This window comes from Aeromonas sp. R6-1 (genome assembly GCF_040908165.1).
GTDB lineage: Bacteria > Pseudomonadota > Gammaproteobacteria > Enterobacterales > Aeromonadaceae > Aeromonas > Aeromonas caviae.
This window is the reverse complement of record NZ_JBFODF010000045.1, coordinates 1-23,860: the sequence shown is the minus strand read 5'-3', so window position 1 is coordinate 23,860 and position 23,860 is coordinate 1. Positions and strand designations below refer to the sequence as shown.

The following is a 23,860-nucleotide window of genomic DNA, read 5'->3' as shown; positions in this document are numbered from 1 at the left end:
ACAGGTGTTGGAAGGCTGGCGTATCCATGATGAAGGTCCTCGTGGTGATGACCTACTTCCAGATTAGCCTTCCAACACATAATTGGGACAGCGCCTTTTTTTTGACTGTTCATTTATGATTCATGCCGTCAGCCTAAGATAGGCCGGGTTCATGCTGGGGTGATGTATGATGCAGCACGCAGAATGATACCTGGTCGGTAGACACGTCTTCTCAGGGTGTTAGACTGATTCGATTGAAAAGTAAGAGGTAGAACATGGGAACTTCATTGCAACGCACTATGGCTCTGATTCCGCAAGGTAGTCTGGAAGGCTATATCCAGGCCGTCAACTCGATCCCTGTGCTGAGCGCAGAGGAAGAGCGCGAACTGGCGATGCGTCTGCAGCAGGATGGCGATCTCGAAGCTGCACGCCAGCTCGTTATGTCGCACCTGCGTTTTGTCGTTCACGTGGCCAAGAGCTACTCCGGCTATGGCCTGCCTCAGGCCGATCTGGTGCAGGAAGGCAACATCGGCCTGATGAAAGCCGTCAAACGCTTCGACCCGAGCGTGGGCGTGCGTCTGGTCTCCTTCGCCGTGCACTGGATCAAGGCCGAAATCCACGAATATGTGTTGCGCAACTGGCGCATGGTCAAGGTGGCGACCACCAAGGCCCAGCGCAAGCTGTTCTTCAACCTGCGCAAGTCCAAGAAGCGTCTGGGCTGGCTGAACCACGAAGAGGTGCAGGCCGTGGCTGCCGACCTCGGGGTATCCGCTGCCGACGTCACCGAGATGGAAGCGCGCATGAGCAATTACGATCAGGCTTTCGATCTGGTCGGTGACGATGAAGACGAGGGTGGCTTCGCGCCGGTGCACTATCTGGAAGACAAATCTTCCGATCTCGCGGCGAACATCGAGAACGACAACTGGGACAGCCATGCCACCCGTCGCCTGAGTGCGGCCATGGCGACCCTGGACGAGCGCAGCCAGCACATCATCCGTGCCCGCTGGCTCGATGACGAGAGCAAGACCACCCTGCAGGAGCTGGCCGATACTTACGGCGTCTCGGCCGAGCGGGTGCGCCAGCTTGAGAAAAACGCGCTCAAGAAGCTGAAAGATGCCATGGATGCCTGACGGCCTCCTCCGGTAAGAAGCAGGGCCTGATGGCCCTGTTTTTGTTTTGCGGGGATCTGGTCGGCCTTGCCTTGGTTACCCTTGTGTATGGTATGTTGCCGCCACTGCCACAGTAGGGAGAGCAGAAGTGAAACTGTTGAACGACTTGTTTACCAACAACCGCGAGTGGGCGGAACGGATCAAGGCCGAGGATCCCAATTTCTTCGCTACCCTGTCCGCCCAGCAGGCACCCGAGTACCTCTGGATCGGCTGTTCCGACAGCCGGGTTCCCGCCAACCAGCTGATGGGGCTCTTGCCGGGGGACGTCTTTGTCCACCGCAACGTCGCCAACCTGGTGGTGCACACCGACTTCAACTGCCTCTCGGTGCTGCAATACGCGGTGGAGGTGCTCAAGGTGAAGCACATCATCGTCTGCGGCCACTATGGCTGCGGTGGGGTCAAGGCTGCGATGCAGAACCAGGAGCTGGGTCTCATCGACAACTGGCTGCGCAACATCAAGGACGTCTACTTCAAATACGGCGAACAGCTCGAAGCCATCGAGGATGAGCACGAGCGCTTTGACTACCTGTGCGAGCTGAACGTGGCCGAGCAGGTCGCCAACGTCTGTCACACCACCATCATCCAGAATGCCTGGCGCAAGGGGCAGGAGCTGGCGGTGCACGGCTGGATCTACGGCATCAAGGATGGCCTGCTGCACGATCTCGATCTCTGCATCAGCGGCCCTGACCAGATCCCGGACGTCTATCGCGCCTGGCCGGACATGCGTCCGCCCCATCGTCGCCGCTGAGGACCAGCCGGTGGCTCCTGCGCTCTACCTTCAGATAAAGCAGCACATCCTGGACGGGATCCGCGAACGCCACTATCAGGCGGGCGACCGGATCCCGACCGAGGCCGCCCTGTGCGAGCAGTTTGCCGTGAGCCGCATGACGGTGAACAAGGCGCTGCGTGAACTGGTGGCCGAAGGCTGGCTGGTGCGCACCGCCGGATCCGGCAGTTTCGTGGCCGACAGGCGCACCGAGTCGCCGCTCTTGGCGATTCGCAATATTGCAGACGAGATCGCCGAGCGGGGCAGCGAGTACAGCGCGCGGGTGATCCGGCTGCAACGTCAGGCCGCCGACGAGAAAGTCGCGGTGCGTCTGGGCCTGCGGGTCGGGGCGCCCACCTTTCACAGCCTCATCGTCCATCAGGCCGATGGGGAGCCGCTGCAACTGGAGGAGCGCTTCGTCGATGCCGAGCGACTGCCCGGCTATGGCGAGCAGGATTTCACCCAGCAGACGCCAAACAGCTATCTGATGGAGATCTGCCCCCTCTCCGAGATGGAGCACGTGGTAGAAGCCGTGTTGCCGAGTGCTGGTGAAGCCGGACTGCTGCAAGTGAGGGTCGACACCCCCTGCCTGCTGCTGCACCGGCGAACCTGGTCAGACGGCTTTCTGGTCTCCTATGCCAGATTGTTGTCGCCGGGTTCCCGCTACAAGCTGAGCTCCAAGACGCGCCTCGCATAATTGTATATACATATTAAGCATTTAAAAGCCCACCTCTCGGTGGGCTTTTTTGTGCTTACACTCTAATAAAGCTGCTGTTATCAAGATGTGAACTTGATCCTTTCTTTCTTTTCAGAGATCGGCTATAAATTATTGTATATACATTTAGAGGTCGGTATGAACAAGGAACTGTTGAACTGCGAGCGGGTCTGGCTCAACGTGACACCCGCCACCCTGCGCCCCGATCTGGCGGACTACGGCCTGCTGGAGCCCCATGCCCTTGGCGTGCGGGATGGCAAGATCCACGCTCTGGTCCCCATGCAGGATCTCAAGGGCCCCTATGCCGCCTCCTGGCAGGACATGAAGGGGAAGCTGGTCACCCCCGGTCTCATCGATTGCCACACCCACCTCATCTTCGCCGGCAGCCGCGCCGAAGAGTTCGAGCTGCGCCAGAAGGGAGTCCCCTATGCGGAGATCGCCCGCAAGGGGGGCGGTATCATCAGCACGGTGCGCGCCACCCGGGCAGCCAGCGAGGAGCGGCTCTATGAGCTGGCGTTGCCGCGGATCAAGTCCCTGATCCGGGAAGGGGTCACCACAGTCGAAATCAAGTCCGGCTACGGCCTCACCCTGGAAGACGAGCTCAAGATGTTGCGGGTGGCCCGTCGTCTGGGAGAGACGCAGCCCATCCGGGTCAAGACCACGCTGCTGGCAGCCCATGCGGTGCCGCCGGAGTATCGCGACGATCCCGACTCCTGGGTCGAGACCATCTGCCAGGAGATCATCCCGGCGGCGGCCGAGGCAGGTCTCGCGGATGCGGTGGATGTCTTCTGCGAGCACATCGGCTTCTCCCTTGCCCAGACCGAGCAGGTCTATCTGGCGGCGGATCAGTACAACCTCGCGGTGAAAGGGCACATGGATCAGCTCTCCAACCTGGGGGGCAGCACGCTCGCCGCCCACTTCGGCGCCCTCTCGGTGGATCATCTGGAATATCTGGATCAGGACGGGATCCAGGCGCTGGCCCACCGTGGCGTGGTCGCCACCCTGCTGCCCACCGCTTTCTATTTCCTCAAGGAGACCAAGCTGCCCCCGGTCGCCGCTTTGCGCAAGGCGGGGGTACCCATGGCTGTCTCCTCCGACATCAACCCGGGCACGGCTCCCATCGTCTCCCTGCGCATGGCCATGAACATGGCCTGCACCCTGTTTGGCCTGACCCCGGTGGAGGCCATGGCCGGGGTGACCCGCCACGCCGCCAGGGCGCTTGGCGAGCAGGAACGGCTGGGGCAGCTCAAGGTCGGCATGCTGGCGGATTTCCTTGTCTGGAACTGCGGCCATCCGGCCGAGCTCAGCTACCTCATCGGTGTCGATCAGCTGGTGAGCCGTGTGGTCAACGGGGAGGAAACCCTTCATGGATAAGTTCAACGGGATCGACATGTCGGTCTGGCAGGGGCGTCAGGATCCCGAAGACGGCGAGCTGGCCCTGCGCTGGCACGACAGGGTGCAACCCTGGCAGGGGAATCGCGAACCCGGCGTGGTACTGCTCGGCTTTGCCTGTGACGAAGGGGTGCGCCGCAACAAGGGGCGGGTCGGTGCGGCCGGTGCACCGCTGGCGGTGCGCAAGCTACTGGCCAACACGGCCTGGCACCTGGGCGCCCCCGTCTATGACGGCGGGGATCTGGCCTGTGAGGACGGCGATCTCGATGCCGCCCACGGGCGCTTGGCCGAGCGGGTCGCGAGTGCACTGGATCAGGGGCACTTCCCCCTGGTGCTGGGAGGCGGCCACGAGGTGGCGTTTGGCAGCTGGAGCGGCCTGAACCGTCATCTTGGCGGCGAAGGGCGGGTCGGGATCATCAATTTCGACGCCCACTTCGATCTGCGCATGAAACAGGAGCAGGCGAGCTCGGGCACCCCCTTCTTCCAGATTGCCGAGCAGTGCGCCGCCCAGGGCACCCCCTTTCACTATGCCTGTCTCGGGGTGGCCGAAACCGCCAATACCGCGGCGCTCTTTGCCCGCGCCGAGGCGCTGGGAGTCTGGCACGTGCTGGACGAGGCGATGACGCAGACCGAGCTGCCAGCCTTGCTAGGCGGGCTGGATGCCTTCATCGCCCGTTGCGACCACCTCTATCTCACCATCGATCTCGACGTGCTGCCGGCGGCGGTGATGCCGGGAGTGAGCGCTCCCGCTGCTCGCGGCGTGGAGCTGGCGGTCATCGAACCGCTCATCGCCCATATCCGGGCCAGCGGCAAGCTCAGGCTCGCCGATCTGGCCGAGTACAACCCGAACCTGGATCAGGACAACCGCAGTGCCCGCGTGGCTGCGCGCCTGGTTCACCAGTTGACCAAGTAGTGGCGCACCGCGCCGCCTGACTGCATCGCTAAACAAGGAGTGTCTATGTCTGTACAACACCAGGATCCCCGCCACGATCCGAGCCGCGTGATCCGTGCTCCCCACGGCACCCAGCTGACCGCCAAGAGCTGGCTCACCGAAGCGCCACTGCGGATGCTGATGAACAATCTGGATCCGGATGTTGCCGAGCATCCCCAGTCCCTGGTGGTGTACGGCGGCATCGGCCGCGCCGCCCGAAACTGGGCTTGCTATGACAAGATCGTCGAGGTACTAACCCGGCTCGAGGACGATCAGACCCTGCTGGTGCAATCCGGCAAGCCGGTCGGGGTGTTCCAGACCCACAAGGATGCGCCGCGGGTGCTCATCGCCAACTCCAACCTGGTGCCCCACTGGGCCAACTGGGAGCACTTCAACGAGCTCGATAAAAAGGGTCTGATGATGTACGGCCAGATGACCGCCGGCTCCTGGATCTACATCGGCACCCAGGGGATAGTGCAGGGCACCTACGAGACCTTCTTCGCGGTGGCGAACCAGCACTTCAACGGCGAGCCCAAAGGCCGCTGGATCCTGACCGGGGGCCTGGGTGGCATGGGCGGTGCCCAGCCCCTTGCCGCCACCATGGCCGGTTTCTCCATGATCGCCGTGGAGTGCGACGAGACCCGTATCGATTTCCGTCTGCGTACCCGCTACGTCGACAAGAAGGCCCACAGCCTGGATGAGGCGCTGGCCATGATCGAGGAGGCCAAACGCAGCGGCACCGCCGTCTCCGTCGGCCTGCTCGGCAACGCCGCCGACGTCTTCGCCGAGCTGGTGGCTCGCGGCATCACGCCGGACGTGGTGACCGACCAGACCTCCGCCCATGACCCGGTACACGGCTACCTGCCCCAGGGCTGGAGCGTGGCCCAATGGCGCGATCTGCAAAAGAGCGCACCGGACGAGGTCAACGTGGCGGCTCGCCGCTCCATGGCCCGTCAGGTCGAAGCCATGCTGACCCTGCAATCCCGCGGCGCCGCCACGCTCGATTACGGCAACAACATCCGCCAGATGGCGCTGGAAGAGGGGGTCAAGAATGCCTTCGACTTCCCGGGATTCGTGCCGGCCTACATCCGCCCGCTGTTCTGCGAGGGCATTGGCCCGTTCCGCTGGGTGGCGCTCTCCGGCGACCCGGAAGACATCTACAAGACCGACCAGAAGGTAAAAGAGCTGATCCCGGACGATCCCCACCTGCACAACTGGCTCGACATGGCCCGCGAGCGCATCGCCTTCCAGGGCCTGCCGGCGCGGATCTGCTGGGTCGGCGTCAAGGATCGGGTGCGCCTGGGCCTGGCCTTCAATGAGATGGTGAAGAATGGCGAGCTGAAGGCTCCGGTCGTCATCGGCCGTGACCACCTTGACTCCGGCTCGGTGGCGAGCCCGAACCGCGAGACCGAATCCATGAGGGATGGTTCCGACGCCGTTTCCGACTGGCCGCTGCTCAACGCCCTGCTCAACACCGCCGGCGGCGCGACCTGGGTTTCCCTGCACCACGGTGGCGGTGTGGGCATGGGCTTCTCCCAGCACTCCGGCGTGGTGATCGTCTGTGACGGCACCGACGATGCCGCCAAGCGGGTCGGCCGCGTGCTGCGCAACGACCCGGCCACCGGGGTGATGCGTCACGCCGACGCCGGCTATGAGATTGCCATCAACTGTGCCCATGAGGCGAAACTGGATCTGCCGATGATCGACGCCACCGGCAAAGGGGTGAAATAAGATGTTCGAACTCAATCTGCAACCGGGCAAACTCTGCCTCGCCACCCTGCGCCGTGTCAGCCGCGAGCCGGTACACGTCAGCCTGGATCCGGCTGCCTTGGCGGGGATCCACGCCTCCGCCGCCGTGGTCACCAAGGTGATCGAGCAAAACCGGGTGGTCTATGGCATCAACACCGGCTTTGGCCTGCTGGCCAATACCCGGATCCCGGTGGAGCAGCTGGACGAGCTGCAACGCTCCATCGTGCTCTCTCATGCGGCAGGAATTGGCGAGTACATGGATGACGCCACCGTGCGGTTGATGATGGTGCTCAAGGTCAACTCGCTCGCCCGTGGCTTCTCTGGCATCCGGCTGACGGTGCTCGAGGCCCTGATGACCCTTATCAACGCCGAGGTCTACCCCGTGGTGCCGAAGAAGGGCTCCGTCGGCGCTTCCGGCGATCTGGCGCCCCTGGCCCACATGAGCTGCCTGCTGATCGGTGAAGGCAAGGCCCGTCACAAGGGCGAGTTGATCGACGCCGCCACTGCCCTGAAGATTGCCGGGCTGGAGCCCATAGCCCTGGCGCCGAAAGAGGGGCTGGCCCTGCTCAACGGCACCCAGGCGAGCACCGCCTTCGCGCTGGAAGGGCTGTTCCATGCCGAGGATCTCTACGCCGGTGCCATCACCATAGGGGCCATGAGCGTTGAAGCGGCCCTCGGCAGCCGCCGGCCGTTCGATGCCCGCATTCACGAGGTGCGCGGCCAGCGCGGCCAGATCGATGCGGCCGCCTGCTACCGCCACCTGCTGGTGGACGGCAGCGAGATCGGCATGTCCCACCACAACTGCGAGAAGGTGCAGGATCCTTACTCCCTGCGCTGCCAGCCCCAGGTGATGGGTGCCTGCCTGACCCAGATCCGTCAGGCCGCCGAGGTGCTGGTGTGCGAGGCGAACGCGGTTTCCGACAACCCCCTGGTGTTTGCCGATGATGAGGAGATCATCTCCGGCGGCAACTTCCACGCAGAACCCGTGGCCTTTGCCGCCGACAACCTGGCCCTGGCCATCGCCGAGATCGGGTCGCTGTCCGAGCGGCGCATGGCGCTGCTCATCGACTCGCGCATGTCCGGCCTGCCGGCCTTCCTGGTGAACAACGGCGGGGTGAACTCCGGTTTCATGATCGCCCAGGTCACTTCGGCGGCGCTCGCCTCCGAGAACAAGACCCTGGCCCACCCGGCCTCGGTGGACAGCCTGCCCACCTCGGCGAACCAGGAGGACCACGTCTCCATGGCCACCTTCGCCGGTCGCCGGCTGGCGGACATGGCCGAGAACACCCGCGGCATCCTGGCGGTGGAACTGCTGGCAGCGGCCCAGGGGCTCGACTTCCGCGCTCCCCTGCGCTCCACCGAGCTCATCGAGCTGGCCAAGGGCCGTCTGCGGGAAGAGGTCAGCTTCTATGACAAGGACAGGTACTTTGCACCGGACATCGAGGCAGCGGCCGACTTGCTGGGCCGTGCCAGCTACAACGACCTGATCCCGGCCGGGACTCTGCCCAGCCTCTGAATTGGAGCCTGAGTAACCATAAATAAGACCGCCCATGGGGCGGTCTTTTCATTTCCGTCTCCCGCGCCTCGCGTCGGGGCCATCGGAAGTGCGCTGCGCAGAGTGGCAGCAGACAGAGGCGGCGGCTTTATCCGTGTTCAAACATCCGGAACAGATAAATCACGAACAGCACTGGGGTGAGTGCTGGCAGCCTTATCCGTGTTCAAACATCAGGAACAGGTAAACGACAAACAGCACAAGATGGGTGGCGCCGTGCAGGGCGTGGGTGCGGCCGCTGCTGAAGGTCACTTTACAGACCATGAGGGTGGTGATGAGCAGCACCATGTCGGCAGGGGAGAGGCCCAGGCGCACTTCCTGCCCCATCAGGGAGCCGATGAAGAGCACGGAGGGTACCGTGAGGGCGATGGTGGCCAGCACGGAGCCGAAGTAGAGATTCATGGCCCGCTGCAACTGGTTGTTGAAGGCCGCCTTGATGGCGCCGACCGCTTCGGGAGCCAGCACGATACAGGCGACGATGAAACCACCCAGCGCCATCGGGGCTTCCATCACGTGCACCCCGTAGTTGATGGGGATGGCCAGGGTCTTGGCCAGCAGGATCACCACCACCAGGTAGGCGAGCAGCAAGAGGGTGTGATAGACGTTGCTCTGCAGCGGGCCGTGGTGATCCTCGAGATCCTCGTGATCGCTGTCGACGAAGAAGTGGCTGTGGCTGCGGGTCTGGATCAGCAGGAAGACACCATAGAGCAGGATGGAGATGATGATCAGCATCCATGACATGGCCTTGGAGAGGCTGCCCAGAGTGCCGCCCTGGGTGAAGTTCGGCAGGACCAGACAGAGCAGTGCCAGGGGAATGATGGCCACCAGATAGGATTTGACCCCGTCCAGATTGAAGTTCTGGGTGTGATAGCGCCAGCCGCCAAACAGCAGGGTGAAGCCCACCAGACCGTTGGTGACCAGCATCACCACCGCGAACATGGTGTCCCGGGCCATGGTGGGATTGGGATCGCCGGTCAGCATGACGGAGGAGATCATCACCACTTCCAGGGAGATGACCGAGAGGGTCAGGATCAGGGTACCGAAGGGTTCCCCGAGCTTGATGGCGAGGGCGTCAGAGTGACGCACGACGGAGAAGATGGCCCAGGTCACGATGGCAAGCAGGGCCAGCGACACCGGCAGGTAGACCGCAAGGGGGGTTGTCTCTGCCAGCAGGTCGCTCCCCAGGGTTTTGAAGAAGAGCAGGGTCAGCAGACCGGCAGGCAGAGCAATCTCTTGTCGGATAAAAGACTTCATAGGCAGTGGTTCTCATCTCGGGGCGGCCTCGGCCGACGGGGTATGGAGCGACTTGGTGCACCCAAGGTGCACAGACCCATGATAAGGGGAGATGCTCCTCATGCGGAGCATCATTTTGTTGCAAAGGGTGAGAGGCGGGGCAGATACCGCCTCAGTGCGGGTCGGAGGGGCTGGTTGTCTCGCCCTCTTGCCATGCCATCAGCCAGATCTTCAGTTTGCTCAGGGGCATGGGCTTGGCATAGACGTAGCCCTGGATCAGGTGGACTCCGTGGCGATACAGATAATCCACCTGCTCCTGGGTTTCGACCCCTTCGGCGATCATCTCCATGCCCGATTTGAGGCCGAAGGCGATGGTGGCATCCAGCACGCTGCGCTTGAGGTCGTCCGTGCCTATGGTATCCACGAACATCTTGTCGATCTTGATCTGGCGAATGCCGAGCCGTTGCAAGTAGGCAAAGCCGCCATAACCGGTGCCGAAGTCATCCAGCTTGAAGTGATAGCCCCTCTCCTGCAGGGCTGCGATCTCCGCCATGGCCCCCTGGATGTGCTTGATGGGATCCCGCTCGGTGAGTTCGAAGGTGAGGCGGGCCGGCGAGGGCCAGCCATGGCGCTGCAACTGGGTGCGCAGACGAGGCTGCTCGATATGGCCCGCCACCAGATTGACGCTGACCCACTGGTGCGGGGCCAGGACGGGGAGATCCGCCAGGATGCGCTCCAGCAGTTGATCCGTCATCGGCAGGATCAGCCCCTGCTCCTCCGCATAGGCGATGAAGGTGCCTGGCGACACCAGATCCCGTCCTCGCTGCCAGCGCAGCAAGGCCTCGAATCCCACCACCCTTCGGTTTCTGCTGTCCACTATGGGCTGATAGAAGGGGATGAACTCCCGCCGAGCCAGCCCTCTTTGCAGCAATCCTTTGAGGGAGCGCCGGTAGTTTCTAAGGCCCCAGTAGAGGGCCGCCAGCAGCGCCCCCAGCGCCCCGGCCGACCAGAGGCCATCGCGGTGTATCTGTGAGCGTGCGTAGCGTTTCAGTGCCTCGCCAGCCCAGAGGGTCTGTTCCACCTGATGCTGGGGGTCGAAACTGAGCAGCCGCATCGGGTTTGTCTCTTCTCGAATGTGCTTGTTGCCACGGGGGAAAAAGAGCCCGGACTGGGTCGGGTGCTTGTGGTTGAACTCCAGGTAGAAACAGTCGTTGCAGGGGGTGCGGAGCAGCTCATGGCTCCAGCTGCTGTCGAGCACCCAATAGGCCAGATTGCCGTTGCGTCTCGCATAGACCAGGGTTTCGCGTTCGGTATCGAACATGGGGGCCGTGCTGGATATATGAAAGTCGGGGGAGGCCGGTATGCCGGCGTCGGCAAGCTGGGGCAGGGCGGGGCCCAGGGTGGAGCAGCCGCTCCCGTTGGCAAGCTGCAGGCCGGCCAGGCGAATATGGCGGTTGTAATACTGGGGTGAGCGCAGCAGCGCCATGTCTGTGGGGCCGCAATCGAAGGCAAAGTGGGCGAGTTGAGCGGGGACATCGTGATCCAGGAGCTGGTTGCGCTCCTGCTGGTAGTCGAGCAGAGCCCTTTCCTTTGTCTGCAACAGGTGGTGAGCCAGCTTGTCGCTCAACAGGGGGGTGAGCAACAGCATCAGCAGCGGGGGCAAACAGAAGAGGCCCAGAGGAATCCATAACGGAGATCGTGCAGACATGGTGGGTCCCCTTCTTCCCTGAAATGAAACAACCCGATTGAGACTCAAGCATCATAGCATTAGCTGCATCGATTTGAGCCAAGTTGGTCACACTTGGAACAAAAACGATAATTAATTGATAAATAAAGGATATGGCTACACACCTGAACAAGATTCAATCGCTGACCTGTCATAAATGACAATTGTCCAGCTTATCTGAAGTGGCTAAAGTAGCGGTGCGGTTTGACTCACCGTGTGTTCAATACTCCTGTATCTATTTTTGTCAGTAGCACAGAGTGTTAGTTTTGATATGAGTGTTTCTTTTGGTCCCCGTTGTGGGACCATTTTTCTGTCCGCTCCTCAGCCTGTGTCCCCTCGTTTGCTCCCTTGATGCCTCTTTTGCGACCTGCACTACGGCGCCGCATGACGCAGCCGCCCGCTTATTTGCAGAAGCGGGATCTTCATCCATAGGCGGCGTTTGGTCTGGGCTGATACCATGATGCCCTATGGATGCTGTCGGCTACGGAAAGGCACATGAAACTGACCACTCAACTCGTCTCTTTTATTACGCTGTGCGTGATCTCGGCCATGGCCATGGTGATGCTCGGCGGGGTCTTCAGTTTCCGCCAGATGGGAATGGAGCTGCAGCAGAACCGGGTCGACTCCCTGGTGGAGATCATCGACAAGCAGCTCGGGGTGACCGATGACCAGCAAGCCCTTGCCCGCTGGCTGCCCTCCCTGTTGCGGGCCTCCCATGTGGTGGAGCTGGAGATCCGTCAGGACAAGCAGCGGGTCTACTGGTTTCGCGATGTGCAGCAGCAGACGGACGAGAGCCTGCTGATCGCCTACAGCGAGGCGATCCCCAATCAGGCCGGGATGCGGGCCGACTTCAAACTGGACAGGCCGTTCAAGGAGTTCGAGTACTCCATGAAGGCGATGTTCGGCATCTCTCTGGGTATCTTCATCGTGGTGTTCGGGCTCTGGTACTCCATCCGCTGGCTGCGTCAGCAGTTGCGCGGTGCCGAGCTGCTGGCGGAGCGTGCCCAGCTGATCCTGGATGGCAAGCTGACCAAGCTGGCCCATGACCCTGCCGAAGAGTGGCCTGTTTCGGCCAGTCAGGCCCTCACCCATCTGCTGACCGAGCTGGCCGACGCCCGCAAGGAGCGCAGCCGCTTCGACAACTTCATCCGCAGCAACGCCTTCGTCGACAAGACGACGGGCATCGGCAACCGCCTCTTCTTCGACAACCGGCTGGAGAGCGCCATCATGGAGGCAAGCGTGATCAGCGGCGGTGTGCTGCTGATCGAGCTGGCCGGTCTGGAAGAGCTGGATCCCGAGCTGAGCGGGCGCCCGAGCCAGGAACTCCTGATGGAGGCGAGCGCCACCATCGCCGCCTTCGTGCGCAAGCACAGCGGAGCCCTGCAGGCGCGCTATGCCGGTCAGGTCTTTGCCGTGCTGCTGCCGAACATGTCAGAGAGCGAGATGGTGGACGGCGCCAGCCAGTTGCTCAAGAGTCTGCAACGACTGCACTGGCCCGAAGCGGTCAATGCCGACACCGCCGTCTATCTCGGTGCGGTCTGCTATCAGGCACAGGATTCCCTGCTCAAGGTGCAGGAAGAGGCGGAGCTGGCGCTCAAGAGCGCGCGCCTGCAAGGACACAGCGGCTGGTTCCTGTTCGAGAAATCCCTCAACGAGGAGGCGAGCAGCAAGGGAACGGTGCGCTGGCGCACCCTGATCAGCCGTCGCATCGAGGAGCAGGGCATCGACTTCTACGTCCAGCCTGTGCAGCAGGAGCGGGATCAGGTGGTGTTGCAGCAGGAGCTGCTCATCCGCCTTCACGACGAGCAGGGCCGGGAGCTGCAGGCGGGGGTCTTCATGCCCATGGCGGAGAAGGCCGGTCTGCTGCTGCCGCTGGACAGACTGGTGGTGGCCCGAGCCTTGCGACTGCTGCGCCAGCGACCGGCATCGAGCTGCCCCATCAGCCTCTCTCTGTGCGCCCAGAACCTGCTCACCCGCGAGTTCCAGCGCGAGCTCTTCTTCGAGCTGTTCCAGTTGCCGCGCAGTACCAACGAGGGGTTGATCCTGCAGTTGTCGGAGTCTCAGGTGACCCGCCACTACGAAGCCCTCAAGCGGCCGCTTCGGGCGATGCGCATGCTGGGGTGCAGGCTTGCCATCGATCATGCGGGCCAGGACGTGGTGAGCACCCAGTACATCAAGGAGTTCGAGATCCACTTCCTCAAGCTGCACCCCAGCCTGGTGCGGGAGATCCACCTGCGCCAGGTCAACCAGATGGCGGTACGCAGTCTGGTGGGGGGCTGTGCCAATACCCAGGCCCGGGTCATCGCGGTGGGGGTGGAGAGTGGCGACGAGTGGAAGATGCTGCGACACCTGGGCGTGCATGCCGGTCAAGGTCCCTGGTTTGCCGACCCCGAGCCCCTCAACCTGCCTGACTAGCGCCCCGGCCGGGGTGACAGGCGGCCCTGCTCCTGCAGGCCCGCCAGCCCCTGCAAGCCACCTGTGTGGATGAAGATGATCTTGCTGCCGCGCGCAATGCGGCCTGCCGCCAGTTCGCGAAACAGCCCCCACATCGCCTTGCCACTGTAGATGGGTTCCAGCGGCAAGCCGGTTTCTGCACTGAATGCCTGCACCCATTGCCAGAGTGCCGGACTGAACCTGGCATAGCCGCCGTCGTGGTGATCCAGCGCAATGCGCCAGCCCGGGGTGGTGGCCGCCGCCGGATGCAACCGGCATACCTCGCCGGTGATGAAGTCGGCCCCCTTGAGCACCGCGATGGCCAGGATCTGCTCCTGTGCCCGCTTGCCCGCGATGAGTCCCGCCAGGGTGCCGCCGCTGGCGCAGGGCAGCACCCAGAGATCCGGCGAGAAGGGCACCTCGTCGACCAGCTCGGCCACCCCGGGGATGGCCAGCGGGCTGCTGCCTCCTTCCGGTACCAGCAGGGTGTCGTCATCCTCGAACCGGGCAAGCCATTCGGGATCCTGGCGCCGGCGATAGTTCTGCCGGTCGACAAAAACGAGATCCATGCCCCAGCCTTTGGCCGCTTTCAGGGTGGGATTGCTGACGGTATCCCCTTCACCGCGTATGATGCCCGTGGTGCGCAGTCCCAGTCTGAGTCCTGCTGCGGCCAGGGCGTGGATGTGATTGGAGTAGGCGCCGCCAAAGGAGAGTATGTGGCCCTTGCCCAGCATCTGTGCCTGTTGCAGATGGTATTTGAGCTTTCGCCACTTGTTGCCGGAGAGGGTCGGGTGGATCAGATCGTCCCGCTTGCACCAGAGCGTGACGTCATGGGCTGCCAGCAGAGGATGTCGGATCCGGTGCAGGGGGGAGGGGAGTTGAAGGGGCGCCATGGGATCGTCTCCCGTGGGTGCCAGCGTGGCCGTCGATGCGTCGTTTGTCATAAAGTTGGAGGCTAATAGCCTGTTTATGTTAAGGTTTAGTCCGTTTTACGCGGCCAGGTGAAGATCCAGATGAAGTCACTGTTCAGGCGTTCTCCCTCCAGCCATCAGGTCGGGATCCTGCTGGCCAGCGATCGCATTCTGCTGGCCTGCGTGGACCCCGTTCCCGTGTTTGCCAGCCAGCCTGTCAACGGCCCCCACGACTGGTCCAAGGCCCTGGCCGAGCTGTTTTCCCGGCACGGTCTGGCCAAGTCTAAGGTGCGGGTGGCCCTCGCGGCCAGCCTTTATCAGCAGATCCAGATCGACAAGCCCGCCGTGCCCGATGCCGAGATGGCGGGGGCCCTGCCCTGGGCCATCAAGGATTTCGTCAACGAGCCGGTGTTGCAGCTCGCCATGGATTATGTGGACCTGCCGACGCCCCCTGCCGGGCGTCCGCGCATCAACGTTGTCTGCATGCCCAAGAGCCGGGTGCAGCAGGTGGCGGATGCGGTCAACGGCGCGGCGACCCTGGAGGCCATCGTCAGTGACGAGCTGGCCATGACGGCCCTCTACGAGGCGGACCAGATGGTGCGCATGCTGCTCTGGCAACCCCGGGGGCAGGAGCTGCAACTGCTGGTCTTCCATCGGGGCGGACTCTGCTTCTCCCGCCAGTTGCGCGGATTTGCGAGCCTCACCGGCAGCCATGAGCCAGATACCGACCAGCTCGACGCGCTGGCGCTGGAGATCCAGCGATCCATCGATTATCTGGCCGGCCATCTCAAGTTGCCCGAGCCCGGCCAGTTGCAACTGGCCATCGCCTCCTCCGCCATGGGGGTACTGGTGCGTCACCTGGAACAGACATTCGGTTTCCCGGTGTCGGCCATGGCAAACAAGGCGGTACTGGCAGGAGTCGAATACCTCAGTGCCTATGGCGCGGCCCTGGGCAGGAGCGACTGATGAAACACCATATCAACCTCTATGGCGCCGAATTCCGGCCAAGACGCCTGTGGGCCAGCCTGCCCCAGATGGCGTTGGTCTGGGGCGGCGTCCTGGTGCTGCTGCTGGGGGCCACCCTCTTCTATGGCTGGCAACAGCAGGGCCTCGATCGTGAATTGGCTGGCGTGCGGGCACAGCTCGACGTGCAGCGCGGCGAGGCCAGGCGTCTCGATGCGGAGCTGGCGCGCCATCTGGCGAATGCAGACTTGCAGCGGCAACTGGCCGACAAGCGGGAAGAGCTGGGGGCCAAACAGGCGCTGATGCAGCAGCTTGGCCACCTCTCCCTGCAAAAATCCCAGGGCTATGCGGGGGTGATGGCGGACCTGGCCCGCCTGCGGGATCCCCGCCTCTCCCTGCAACGGATCGAGATAAGCGACGGGCGGATCAACCTCGCGGGCGTTGCCGAACGCAGTCAGGACGTGCCCGCCTGGGTGAACCGCTTCAAGCAGACCCCCTCCCTGGCTGGCAAGCAGTTTGGCGAGCTCACCCTGAGTCGGGACAAGGAGGGCCAGCTTGCCTTCCAGCTCAGTGGCATAGCGCGGGAGACTCCCTGATGGACATGAAGGCACAATGGCAGGGATGGGCGCAGCAGATCGCAGCCCTCAGCCTGCGCGAGCGGATCCTCATTCTGTTGACCGGGGTCGTGCTGCTCGGGGCCATGGGCATCTATGGCTGGCTGGATGACGCCGATACCCGGCTGGGCCAGGATCGGCAGGCCCTGGCTGCGGCGCAGCGGGATCTGGAGATCCTGACCCTGGAAAACCAGGGCAAGCAGGCCAGGCTGGGGCGGGATCCCGATGCCCAGGTACGCGAGCAGCTCGCCAGTGTCGAGACCACTCTGCGCCAGATGGATGCCGAGCTGCTGGCTCAGACGGTGGATCTGATCCCCGCCCACGAAATGCCCGCGGTGCTGGAGGCCCTGTTGTCCCGCTCCGCCAACCTGCATATGCTGGCGCTCACCTCCCTCAAGCCCGAGCCGCTGATGGCCGGGGAGCAGAAGGTGAACCTGTTCAGGCACGGCATCCGGCTTCAGCTGGAGGGCGGCTATTTCGATGTCTACCAGTACCTGAAAGCGCTCGAAGCCCTGCCTCGCCACTTCTACTGGAAGGGCTTTGACTACCGGGTGGTCGAGCATCCCAAGGCGGCGGTAGCGATGGAGATCTACACCCTCAGCACCAGCAAGGAGTTCATCCGTGGTTAAGCGGCATGTCGGCGGGACGGGATCCCGCATTTTTGCCTTCCCATCCTGGCGCTGGCTGGCCCTGTGGGGGAGCCTGCTCGCGCTGCAGGCCCAGGCCGAGGTGCTGCAGGATCCCACCTTGCCCCTGGCGGGATCCGGCTCGGCGGCGAGTGTCGCCAAGGAGGCCGGTCTGCCCAGGTTGCAGAGCGTCATCCTGGGGAGCGGGCCCGCCCTGGCGGTGCTCGACGGTCAAAGCTACCGGGTCGGCCAGCAGGTCAACGGATTCCGGCTGGTGGGGATCAGCGCCGACAGCGTGGTGCTGGAAAAAGCGGGCAAACGCCAGACACTGACCCTGTTTGGCAGCAAGATCCGGATGTGAAGTGGGTGTCGCACGGGATGGTGCGGGCCAGGTTTGTCGAGTTTCATAGCGAGTCAGGTGCACGAATAACATGAAAAAACACCCTTTTTGTCTGCTTCCCCTCGCGCTGGCGGTGGCGGGTTGCACTACCTATCGTCACCCCGAGCCGGTACAGGCCAAAGATGCACTCAAGCAGGCGATGAGCGAGCAGAGCCCGACCGCCCCCCTGACTTCCCTGCCGCCCTCGGTGCAGAGCGAGCTGTTGCAGCTCAATCGTCCCCAGCAGCCGATGACCATTCCCGAGAAGCGGATGCGCATCGCGGCCCATGACGTGGACGCGGTGGAGTTCTTCGGCTCCCTGTTCAAGGGCTCCCGCTACAGCGTGGCGGTCCATCCCGGTGTGGCGGGCGTCATTTCGGTAGAGCTCAAGGACGTGACCTTGCAGGAGGCGCTGGCGACCGTCGGCGACATGTACGGCTTCGACGTACAGCGCAAGGGCAACGTGTTCCACGTCTATCCCGCCGGTCTGCGCACCGAGACCATTCCGGTCAACTACCTGATGATGGCCCGGCGCGGTCTCTCCCGTACCTCGGTGAGCACAGGCGGGGTGACGGCCAACGACAACAACAATGGCAATAACAACAACTTCGACAACGGCCTGAACAACAGCGGCAACAACAACAGCCAGGGCAACACCGCCAGCGGTGACAACAACACCAACAGCAACGGCACCCGCATCGAGACGGACAGCAACAACGACTACTGGACCGATCTGCGGGATGCCCTGCAGACCCTGATCGGCACAGGGGAAGGGCGGGCCGTCATCACCAGTCCCCAGGCGGGCCTGGTCACGGTGCGTGCCTATCCCAAGGAGCTCAAGGCGGTGCGCGAGTTCCTGGACCAGTCCGGCGAACACCTCAAGCGCCAGGTGGTGCTGGAGGCGCGGATCCTGGAAGTGTCCCTCAACGAGGGTTACGAGCAGGGGGTGGACTGGAGCGGCCTCTCCGCAAGCTGGGACGGCGGCAAGGGCATCACGGGGGGCGGCTCCCTCATGGACAGCCCCATCGCTTCGACCCCCAACCAGGTCTTCCGGGCTCTGGGGGGCGGCGCCGGTTTCACCATCTCCGATGGCAACTTCAACGTCGCGGTCAGCCTGCTCAAGACCCAGGGGGACGTGAACACCCTCTCCAGCCCGCGCGTGACGGCCACCAACAACCAGAAAGCGGTGATCAAGGTGGGGACGGACGAATACTTCGTCACCAACGCCTCGACCACCACCACCACCTCGGGGACTTCGGCCCCCATCGTCACCCCGAACGTGGAGCTGACCCCCTTCTTCTCGGGGATAGCCCTGGACGTGACGCCCCAGATCGACGAGCAGGGCAAGGTATTGCTGCATATCCACCCCTCCGTCATCGACACCGAAGAGCAGAGCAAGACCATCAACGTCGGCACCGCCGATCCCCTGGTGTTGCCGCTGGCCAAGAGCTCCATCCGCGAGTCCGATACCGTGGTGCAGGCCAACAATGGGGACATCATCGTCATCGGTGGTCTGATGAAGACCGACAGGCAGGAGATTGTCAGCAAGGTGCCCCTGCTGGGTGACATCCCCTGGGTCGGCGAGGCCTTCACCAACCGCCGGGAGAGCAACCGCAAGGTGGAGCTGGTGATCCTGCTCAAGCCCACCGTGGTGGAAAAGGACACCTGGCAGAAAGAGCTGCAACGCTCCTCCGAGCTGCTCGACAAATGGTATCCCCCCAAGGGCTGATCCGGGATGACGCGCCTGTTGAGCACTCCTTCTCCCATGTGGTGGCGCCTCCCGGCTGCTGCCAGTCTGCCCTGCCCGACGGCGGTGGCGCCATGTCGCTGATCCGGGGCTGTCTGCGGCTGCGCGCCCTGGACTCTGGCCGGGAGGGAGCATGTATCTGAGTCACTTCGGACTGCGGGAGGCCCCCTTCGGCCTGACCCCGAACACCGGTTTCTATTACGGCCTGCCCCCCCACGAGGAGGCCATGCAGGTGCTCAACTGGGCACTCTCCCAGGGGGAGGGGTTCATCAAGGTGACCGGCGAGGTCGGCACCGGCAAGACCCTGCTCTGTCGCAAACTGCTGAGCGAGCTCGGCTCCGAGGCCTGCCCGGTGCGCCTGGCCTGGCTGCCCAACCCCCATCTCACTCCGGGGGAGCTGCGCACGGCCCTGGCCCTGGAGCTGGGGTTGACGCTGGCGGGGGAGAGCGAGCTGGATCTCACGGATCGCATTCACCGCCATCTGATCTCCCTGCATCGGCAAGGGAGTCGGGTGGTGGTGCTGATCGACGAGGCGCAAGCCCTGCCGGACGAGACCCTGGAGGCGATCCGGCTGTTTGGCAACCTGGAAACCGAATCCAGCAAGCTGCTGCAAATCGTGTTGTTCGGCCAGCCCGAGCTGGATGCCAGGCTCGGGCAGCCCCGTCTTCGCCAGTTGCGCCAGCGCATCGGTTTTTCCTACCGCCTGCGGCCGCTGCGGCTCGACGAGACCCGGGCCTATCTGGAGTACCGGCTGCAGGTGTCCGGCTATCGCGGGGCCGCCCTGTTCGATGGCCGCGCCCTGCGCAGGCTGTGGCGCGCATCCCGCGGCATTCCCCGCCTCATCAACATACTGGCGCAGAAGTGCCTGATGCTGGCCTATGGCCGCGGTGTGCGGCGGATCGACAGCGCCCTGGTCCGGCTCGCCATCCGGGATACCGATGATGCCCGCCGTGGCCGTCTCACCCTCTGGTGGCCCCTGTTGTTGTTGCTGGGCACCGCCCTGGCGTATGGAGTCTGGTCATGAGCGTGATCAATCAGATGCTGAAAGATCTGGATAGGCGTCAGCAAGAGGCCGAGGGAGCCGCCGTCTATGTGGCGCCGGTGCGCCAGCAAGGCTGGTGGATGCTGGTGCTGACCCTGCTGTGTACCCTGGCCCTGGGGATCCTCGGCTGGCGCACCTGGATCTTCTGGCAGCAGAGCCAGCGAGCCTCCCTGCCAGCGGCGCAGGTCGAGGCCCCCCGCACCGCCCCTACGGTGGCGCCATCCTCGCCCCTGGCCGTGGTGGCCACCACGCAGGCGGTCTCCTCTGCCGCGCCAGTGGCAAAGGTGCCCGCCGCCAGTGCCGAGTCGACCGCCGCGAGAGTGGCCCCCTCCGTAGCCGAGCAGGTTCCGGCCGATGAGGCCGTGCTCGCCGATGAGGGCAATCCGGAGGAAGCGCTGGGGGGCGAGACGATCCCGAGCGACGAGGAGCTGCAGCCGGACCTCTATGCCGAGCTGGCCGCGGAGCAGAGCGCCGAAGAGGCGCCTGCACCCGCCGCGCCGCGCAAACCCGGGATCCTGAAGATCGAAACGGTGGAACTCTCCGACGCCGAGCTGGCCACCCTGGCCGAGCGCAAGGCGACCACGGCCATGGCCAAGGGACGGATGCAGGAGGCGCAGGATGGCTACTACGAAGTGCTGGCCCACGATCCCCACAACCAGGGGGCGCGGGAACAGCTGGCGGGCCTGCTCTATGGCGCCGGACGGCTGACCGAGGCCGCCCAGGTGCTGGAAGAGGGGCTGAGGCTGGATCCCGCGCAGGCGGACCTGCGTCTGCTGCTGGCCCGTGTGGCCATCAGCGGCGGGGATCGGCAGAAGGCGCTGGACTGGCTCACCGGCTATCAGCCCGATATTGCCAGCAATCTGGATTATTACGCCACCTGGGCCGGTCTTGCCCAGGAGCTGGGGCAGCCTGTCCAGGCGTCCGAGATGTACGTCAGGCTGTTGCGCCAGCAGCCGGATCAGGGGCGCTGGTGGCTGGGACTGGGGGTGGCGGAGGATGGTCAGGGACACCGTCAACGGGCACTGGATGCCTATCGCAATGCCCAGTTGCACGGCAATCTGGGGGAGGCCTCCACCCAATGGCTTGAACAACGAATTGGCCAACTGACCCATTGATTAAAGCGGCAGTTCGATGAGCCCATGCCATCGGACCAGGCAGCGGGCGTGAAGCAACAGAGATCGGAGCAACAATGGCACAACCCAGACTGAAAATGCGCCTAGGCGACCTGCTGGTACAGGAACAGATCATCTCGGATGATCAGCTGCAGCTCGCCCTGCAGCAGCAGCGCCAGACCGGCCGCAAGCTGGGGACCACCCTCATCGATCTCGGCTTCATCAGCGAGGTGCAACTGCTGACCTTCCTCGCCCGTCAGCTGGATGTGCCTTTCTTCGATCTCAACAACCTCACCATCGACGTCTCGGCCGTGGCGCTGTTGCCCGAGGTGCAGGCGCGCCGCTACCGGGCGCTGGCCGTCAACCTGAGCGATGACAAGGTCACCGTGGTGATGTCGGATCCGGCGGATCTGAGCGCCCTCGACGCCATCGCTGCCCTGCTCAGCCCGCGGGAACTGGTGCTGGCCGTGGCCCGTGAAGGCCAGCTGCTGGAGTATTTCGACCGCCTCTATCGCCGCACCCGGGAGATAGAGAACTTCGCGGTGCAACTGCACGAAGAGCACCAGGAGACCGGCTTCGAGCTGGGGGCCGGCAGCCTCAATGCCGCAACCGACGAGGGGGAGGCGACGGTGGCCAAGCTGCTGCGCTCCCTGTTCGAGGACGCGGTACAGGTGGGGGCCTCCGACATCCATATCGAACCGGACGAGAAGGTGCTGCGCATTCGCCAGCGTATCGACGGCGTGCTGCACGAAAACATCCTCAACGAGGTGCGCATCGCCCAGGCGCTGGTGCTGCGCCTCAAGCTGGTGGCCGGGCTCGACATCTCGGAGAAGCGTCTGCCCCAGGATGGCCGCTTCAACATGAAGGTGCGCGGCCGCGACGTGGATGTGCGGATGTCCACCATGCCGGTGCAGTATGGCGAGTCCGTGGTGATGCGGCTGCTGGATCAATCCTCCGGCATCTTGTCGCTCGCCGAGACCGGGATGCCCCCCGCCATCCTGACCCGTTTCCGTCGTCAGCTCAAACGCCCTCACGGCATGATCCTGGTGACGGGCCCGACCGGCAGCGGCAAGACCACGACGCTCTACGGCGCCCTCTCCGAGCTCAACCAGGCCAGCCACAAGATCATCACGGTGGAAGACCCGGTGGAGTACCGTCTGCCCCGCATCAGCCAGGTGCAGGTCAATCCCAAGATAGGGCTCACCTTCTCCCAGGTGCTGCGCTCCACCCTGCGCCAGGATCCGGACATCCTGCTGGTGGGGGAGATGCGGGACAACGAGACGGTGGAGATCGGCCTGCGCGGCGCCATCACGGGCCACCTGGTGCTGACCACCTTGCACACCAACGACGCCGTGACCAGCGCCCTGCGTCTCATCGACATGGGGGCGCCCGGCTATCTGGTGGCGAGCGCCCTGCGGGCCGTGGTGGCCCAGCGCCTGGTGCGGCGGGTGTGTGAACACTGCGCCTGCGAGACGGCGCCGGACGAGGGGCAGGCCACCTGGCTCACGGTGCTCTCCGGTGAATCGCCGGGGCAGCATCGCTATCGCAAGGGGCGGGGCTGCCAGAGCTGCAACTTCACCGGCTATGCGGGCCGGATCGGGGTGTACGAGCTGCTGGAGCTGGATCAACCCATGATGGATGCCCTGCGCCGCAACGATGCCGAGGGGTTTGCCCGGGCGGCACGGGCGCACGAGCACTACCGTCCCCTGGCCCTGACGGCGCTCGACTATGCCCGCGAGGGGATCACCTCGGTGGACGAGGTGCTTCGGCTGGCCGAGGACCTGGGGTAACGCATGAGGCATCTGGATCGTACTGAATCACTCTGCCGGGGTCGCCCATGAACCGTTTTGCCTACAAGGGGCGTGACAGCCAGGGCCAGGCCGTCAGCGGCGTGGTGGAAGCGGTCAGCGAGCTGGCCGCCGCCGAGCAGCTGATGCGCCGCGGGGTGATGCCCACCGAGCTGAAAGCGGGCAAGGCGAAATCCGCCAGCATCGACTGGTCGCTGCTGCTGGAGGGGGGCGTCAAGCTGGAGGAGCTGGTGGTGTTCAGCCGCCAGATGTATGCCCTGACCCGTGCAGGCATCCCTATCCTGCGCGCCATCGCCGGGCTGGAGGAGAGCGCCCACAGCAAGCCGCTGAAGCGGGCGCTGCACGCCCTGGGGGAGGATCTCGGCAATGGCCGGCCGCTGTCGAGTTCGATGCAGGCCCACCCCAAGGTGTTCAGCAGCCTGTTCGTCGCCATCATCCACGTCGGAGAGAACACGGGGCAGCTGGAGGAAGCCTTCCTGCAGCTCGCCAACTACTTCGATCTGGAGCTGGAGACCCGCAAGCGGATCAAGACCGCCATGCGCTATCCCAGCTTCGTGATGATGGCCATCGGCATTGCCATGGTGATCCTCAACATCATGGTGATCCCGGTGTTCGCCGGCATGTTCGCCAAGTTCGGGGTGGAGTTGCCGCTGGCGACCCGGATCCTGCTCGCCACCTCCCATTTCTTCGTCAACTACTGGTGGCTGCTGCTCGCCATCCTGGTGGGCTCCGTCGTCGGCTGGCGGCGCTGGGTCGCCACGGCCAAGGGCAGGCTGACCTGGCACAGATGGCAACTCAGGCTGCCTATCGTCGGCACCATCATAGAGCGCTCCCTGCTGGCCCGCTTCGCCCGCAGCTTCTCCATGATGCTCAAGGCCGGGGTGCCGCTGAACACGGCGCTGACCCTGGTGGCCGATGCGGTGGACAACGCCTGGATGGCGGGACAGATCCGCGACATGCGGGGCGGCATCGAGCGCGGCGAGAGCCTGCTGCGCACCGCCGGCGTCAGCGGC

At 63.9% G+C, this 23,860-nt stretch carries 21 protein-coding genes; 18 read left to right on the top strand and 3 right to left on the bottom strand.

Annotated elements, in window-relative coordinates:
* Nucleotides 1-254: 254 nt before the first annotated feature.
* The 7 genes from rpoH to hutH all read left to right on the top strand — a co-directional run bounded on the left by rpoH (nt 255) and on the right by hutH (nt 8,217).
* The gene (rpoH, locus tag AB5Y68_RS15010; RefSeq protein ID WP_029313526.1) at nt 255-1,109 is read left to right on the top strand and encodes an RNA polymerase sigma factor RpoH; all 855 of its coding nucleotides are present in this window, start codon (nt 255-257) and stop codon (nt 1,107-1,109) included.
* A 127-nt stretch (nt 1,110-1,236) separates the two neighbouring features.
* Nucleotides 1,237-1,896 (top strand): carbonate dehydratase, encoded by a 660-nt coding sequence (gene can, locus AB5Y68_RS15005; protein WP_010672606.1) that lies wholly within the window; start codon nt 1,237-1,239, stop codon nt 1,894-1,896.
* Nucleotides 1,897-1,906: 10 nt separating this feature from the next.
* Nucleotides 1,907-2,611 carry a histidine utilization repressor gene (gene hutC, locus AB5Y68_RS15000; RefSeq protein ID WP_010672607.1) on the top strand — a complete coding sequence of 235 codons (705 nt, stop codon included), beginning with the start codon at nt 1,907-1,909 and terminating at the stop codon, nt 2,609-2,611.
* Nucleotides 2,612-2,767: 156 nt separating this feature from the next.
* Entirely contained in the window at nt 2,768-4,003 is a 1,236-nt protein-coding gene (gene hutI / locus AB5Y68_RS14995) for an imidazolonepropionase (RefSeq protein ID WP_039040413.1), read from the top strand.
* Nucleotides 3,996-4,934, top strand: a complete 939-nt coding sequence (hutG, locus tag AB5Y68_RS14990) for a formimidoylglutamase (protein WP_039040414.1) — start codon at nt 3,996-3,998, stop codon at nt 4,932-4,934. The genes hutI and hutG overlap by 8 nt, the downstream gene beginning before the upstream one ends.
* Before the next feature lie 45 nt (nt 4,935-4,979).
* A complete protein-coding gene (gene hutU / locus AB5Y68_RS14985; RefSeq protein WP_039040415.1) occupies nt 4,980-6,683 on the top strand; it encodes a urocanate hydratase in 1,704 nt (567 codons plus the stop codon).
* 1 nt (nt 6,684) lies between these two features.
* Nucleotides 6,685-8,217, top strand: a complete 1,533-nt coding sequence (hutH, locus tag AB5Y68_RS14980; protein ID WP_039040416.1) for a histidine ammonia-lyase — start codon at nt 6,685-6,687, stop codon at nt 8,215-8,217.
* A gap of 192 nt (nt 8,218-8,409) precedes the next feature.
* Here hutH and AB5Y68_RS14975 read toward each other — a convergent pair whose 3' ends face one another.
* Both AB5Y68_RS14975 and AB5Y68_RS14970 read right to left on the bottom strand, forming a co-directional pair.
* Entirely contained in the window at nt 8,410-9,507 is a 1,098-nt protein-coding gene (locus AB5Y68_RS14975) for a calcium:proton antiporter (protein ID WP_010672612.1), read from the bottom strand.
* 151 nt (nt 9,508-9,658) lie between these two features.
* On the bottom strand, nt 9,659-11,194 hold the full coding sequence (locus tag AB5Y68_RS14970) for an EAL domain-containing protein (protein ID WP_039040417.1): 1,536 nt from the start codon (nt 11,192-11,194) through the stop codon (nt 9,659-9,661).
* 513 nt (nt 11,195-11,707) lie between these two features.
* On the opposite strand from AB5Y68_RS14970, the gene AB5Y68_RS14965 reads away from it, so the two are divergent.
* Nucleotides 11,708-13,627, top strand: a complete 1,920-nt coding sequence (locus AB5Y68_RS14965) for an EAL domain-containing protein (protein ID WP_010672614.1) — start codon at nt 11,708-11,710, stop codon at nt 13,625-13,627.
* Here the strand turns inward: AB5Y68_RS14965 and AB5Y68_RS14960 are convergent.
* Entirely contained in the window at nt 13,624-14,538 is a 915-nt protein-coding gene (locus AB5Y68_RS14960) for a 1-aminocyclopropane-1-carboxylate deaminase/D-cysteine desulfhydrase (RefSeq protein WP_052258863.1), read from the bottom strand. The genes AB5Y68_RS14965 and AB5Y68_RS14960 overlap by 4 nt on opposite strands.
* Nucleotides 14,539-14,658: 120 nt before the next feature.
* On the opposite strand from AB5Y68_RS14960, the gene AB5Y68_RS14955 reads away from it, so the two are divergent.
* From AB5Y68_RS14955 to AB5Y68_RS14910, 10 genes are all read left to right on the top strand, one after another.
* Nucleotides 14,659-15,522 (top strand): hypothetical protein, encoded by an 864-nt coding sequence (locus tag AB5Y68_RS14955; protein WP_039040418.1) that lies wholly within the window; start codon nt 14,659-14,661, stop codon nt 15,520-15,522.
* The gene (locus tag AB5Y68_RS14950; RefSeq protein WP_010672617.1) at nt 15,522-16,115 is read left to right on the top strand and encodes a PilN domain-containing protein; all 594 of its coding nucleotides are present in this window, start codon (nt 15,522-15,524) and stop codon (nt 16,113-16,115) included. The genes AB5Y68_RS14955 and AB5Y68_RS14950 overlap by 1 nt, the downstream gene beginning before the upstream one ends.
* The gene (locus AB5Y68_RS14945; RefSeq protein WP_039040419.1) at nt 16,115-16,762 is read left to right on the top strand and encodes an MSHA biogenesis protein MshJ; all 648 of its coding nucleotides are present in this window, start codon (nt 16,115-16,117) and stop codon (nt 16,760-16,762) included. The genes AB5Y68_RS14950 and AB5Y68_RS14945 overlap by 1 nt, the downstream gene beginning before the upstream one ends.
* A 28-nt stretch (nt 16,763-16,790) precedes the next feature.
* Nucleotides 16,791-17,120: an MSHA biogenesis protein MshK gene (locus AB5Y68_RS14940; RefSeq protein ID WP_042015443.1), complete on the top strand. Its 330-nt coding sequence runs from the start codon at nt 16,791-16,793 to the stop codon at nt 17,118-17,120.
* A 70-nt stretch (nt 17,121-17,190) separates the two neighbouring features.
* Nucleotides 17,191-18,867 carry a pilus (MSHA type) biogenesis protein MshL gene (gene mshL / locus AB5Y68_RS14935; RefSeq protein ID WP_039040420.1) on the top strand — a complete coding sequence of 559 codons (1,677 nt, stop codon included), beginning with the start codon at nt 17,191-17,193 and terminating at the stop codon, nt 18,865-18,867.
* Nucleotides 18,846-19,028 carry a hypothetical protein gene (locus AB5Y68_RS14930; protein ID WP_124244044.1) on the top strand — a complete coding sequence of 61 codons (183 nt, stop codon included), beginning with the start codon at nt 18,846-18,848 and terminating at the stop codon, nt 19,026-19,028. The genes mshL and AB5Y68_RS14930 overlap by 22 nt, the downstream gene beginning before the upstream one ends.
* Nucleotides 19,019-19,909 (top strand): ExeA family protein, encoded by an 891-nt coding sequence (locus AB5Y68_RS14925; protein WP_010672622.1) that lies wholly within the window; start codon nt 19,019-19,021, stop codon nt 19,907-19,909. Before AB5Y68_RS14930 ends, AB5Y68_RS14925 begins: the two co-directional genes overlap by 10 nt.
* Nucleotides 19,906-21,042: a tetratricopeptide repeat protein gene (locus AB5Y68_RS14920; protein ID WP_039040421.1), complete on the top strand. Its 1,137-nt coding sequence runs from the start codon at nt 19,906-19,908 to the stop codon at nt 21,040-21,042. The genes AB5Y68_RS14925 and AB5Y68_RS14920 overlap by 4 nt, the downstream gene beginning before the upstream one ends.
* 74 nt (nt 21,043-21,116) lie before the next feature.
* Entirely contained in the window at nt 21,117-22,829 is a 1,713-nt protein-coding gene (gene mshE, locus AB5Y68_RS14915) for an MSHA fimbrial ATPase MshE (protein WP_039040422.1), read from the top strand.
* Nucleotides 22,830-22,876: 47 nt separating this feature from the next.
* On the top strand, nt 22,877-23,860 hold a 984-nt coding region (locus AB5Y68_RS14910; protein ID WP_368207302.1), incomplete at its 3' end, for a type II secretion system F family protein.

Coding starts and splice junctions, on each gene's coding strand:
- rpoH (WP_029313526.1), top strand. CDS start 255: ATGGGAACTTCATTGCAACGCACTATGGCTCTGATTCCGCAAGGTAGT.
- hutI (WP_039040413.1), top strand. CDS start 2,768: ATGAACAAGGAACTGTTGAACTGCGAGCGGGTCTGGCTCAACGTGACA.
- hutG (WP_039040414.1), top strand. CDS start 3,996: ATGGATAAGTTCAACGGGATCGACATGTCGGTCTGGCAGGGGCGTCAG.
- AB5Y68_RS14920 (WP_039040421.1), top strand. CDS start 19,906: ATGAGCGTGATCAATCAGATGCTGAAAGATCTGGATAGGCGTCAGCAA.
- hutU (WP_039040415.1), top strand. CDS start 4,980: ATGTCTGTACAACACCAGGATCCCCGCCACGATCCGAGCCGCGTGATC.
- AB5Y68_RS14950 (WP_010672617.1), top strand. CDS start 15,522: ATGAAACACCATATCAACCTCTATGGCGCCGAATTCCGGCCAAGACGC.
- AB5Y68_RS14925 (WP_010672622.1), top strand. CDS start 19,019: ATGTATCTGAGTCACTTCGGACTGCGGGAGGCCCCCTTCGGCCTGACC.
- AB5Y68_RS14930 (WP_124244044.1), top strand. CDS start 18,846: ATGGTATCCCCCCAAGGGCTGATCCGGGATGACGCGCCTGTTGAGCAC.
- AB5Y68_RS14960 (WP_052258863.1), bottom strand. CDS start 14,538: ATGGCGCCCCTTCAACTCCCCTCCCCCCTGCACCGGATCCGACATCCT.
- mshE (WP_039040422.1), top strand. CDS start 21,117: ATGGCACAACCCAGACTGAAAATGCGCCTAGGCGACCTGCTGGTACAG.
- hutH (WP_039040416.1), top strand. CDS start 6,685: ATGTTCGAACTCAATCTGCAACCGGGCAAACTCTGCCTCGCCACCCTG.
- AB5Y68_RS14965 (WP_010672614.1), top strand. CDS start 11,708: ATGAAACTGACCACTCAACTCGTCTCTTTTATTACGCTGTGCGTGATC.
- AB5Y68_RS14970 (WP_039040417.1), bottom strand. CDS start 11,194: ATGTCTGCACGATCTCCGTTATGGATTCCTCTGGGCCTCTTCTGTTTG.
- mshL (WP_039040420.1), top strand. CDS start 17,191: ATGAAAAAACACCCTTTTTGTCTGCTTCCCCTCGCGCTGGCGGTGGCG.
- AB5Y68_RS14975 (WP_010672612.1), bottom strand. CDS start 9,507: ATGAAGTCTTTTATCCGACAAGAGATTGCTCTGCCTGCCGGTCTGCTG.
- AB5Y68_RS14955 (WP_039040418.1), top strand. CDS start 14,659: ATGAAGTCACTGTTCAGGCGTTCTCCCTCCAGCCATCAGGTCGGGATC.
- AB5Y68_RS14945 (WP_039040419.1), top strand. CDS start 16,115: ATGGACATGAAGGCACAATGGCAGGGATGGGCGCAGCAGATCGCAGCC.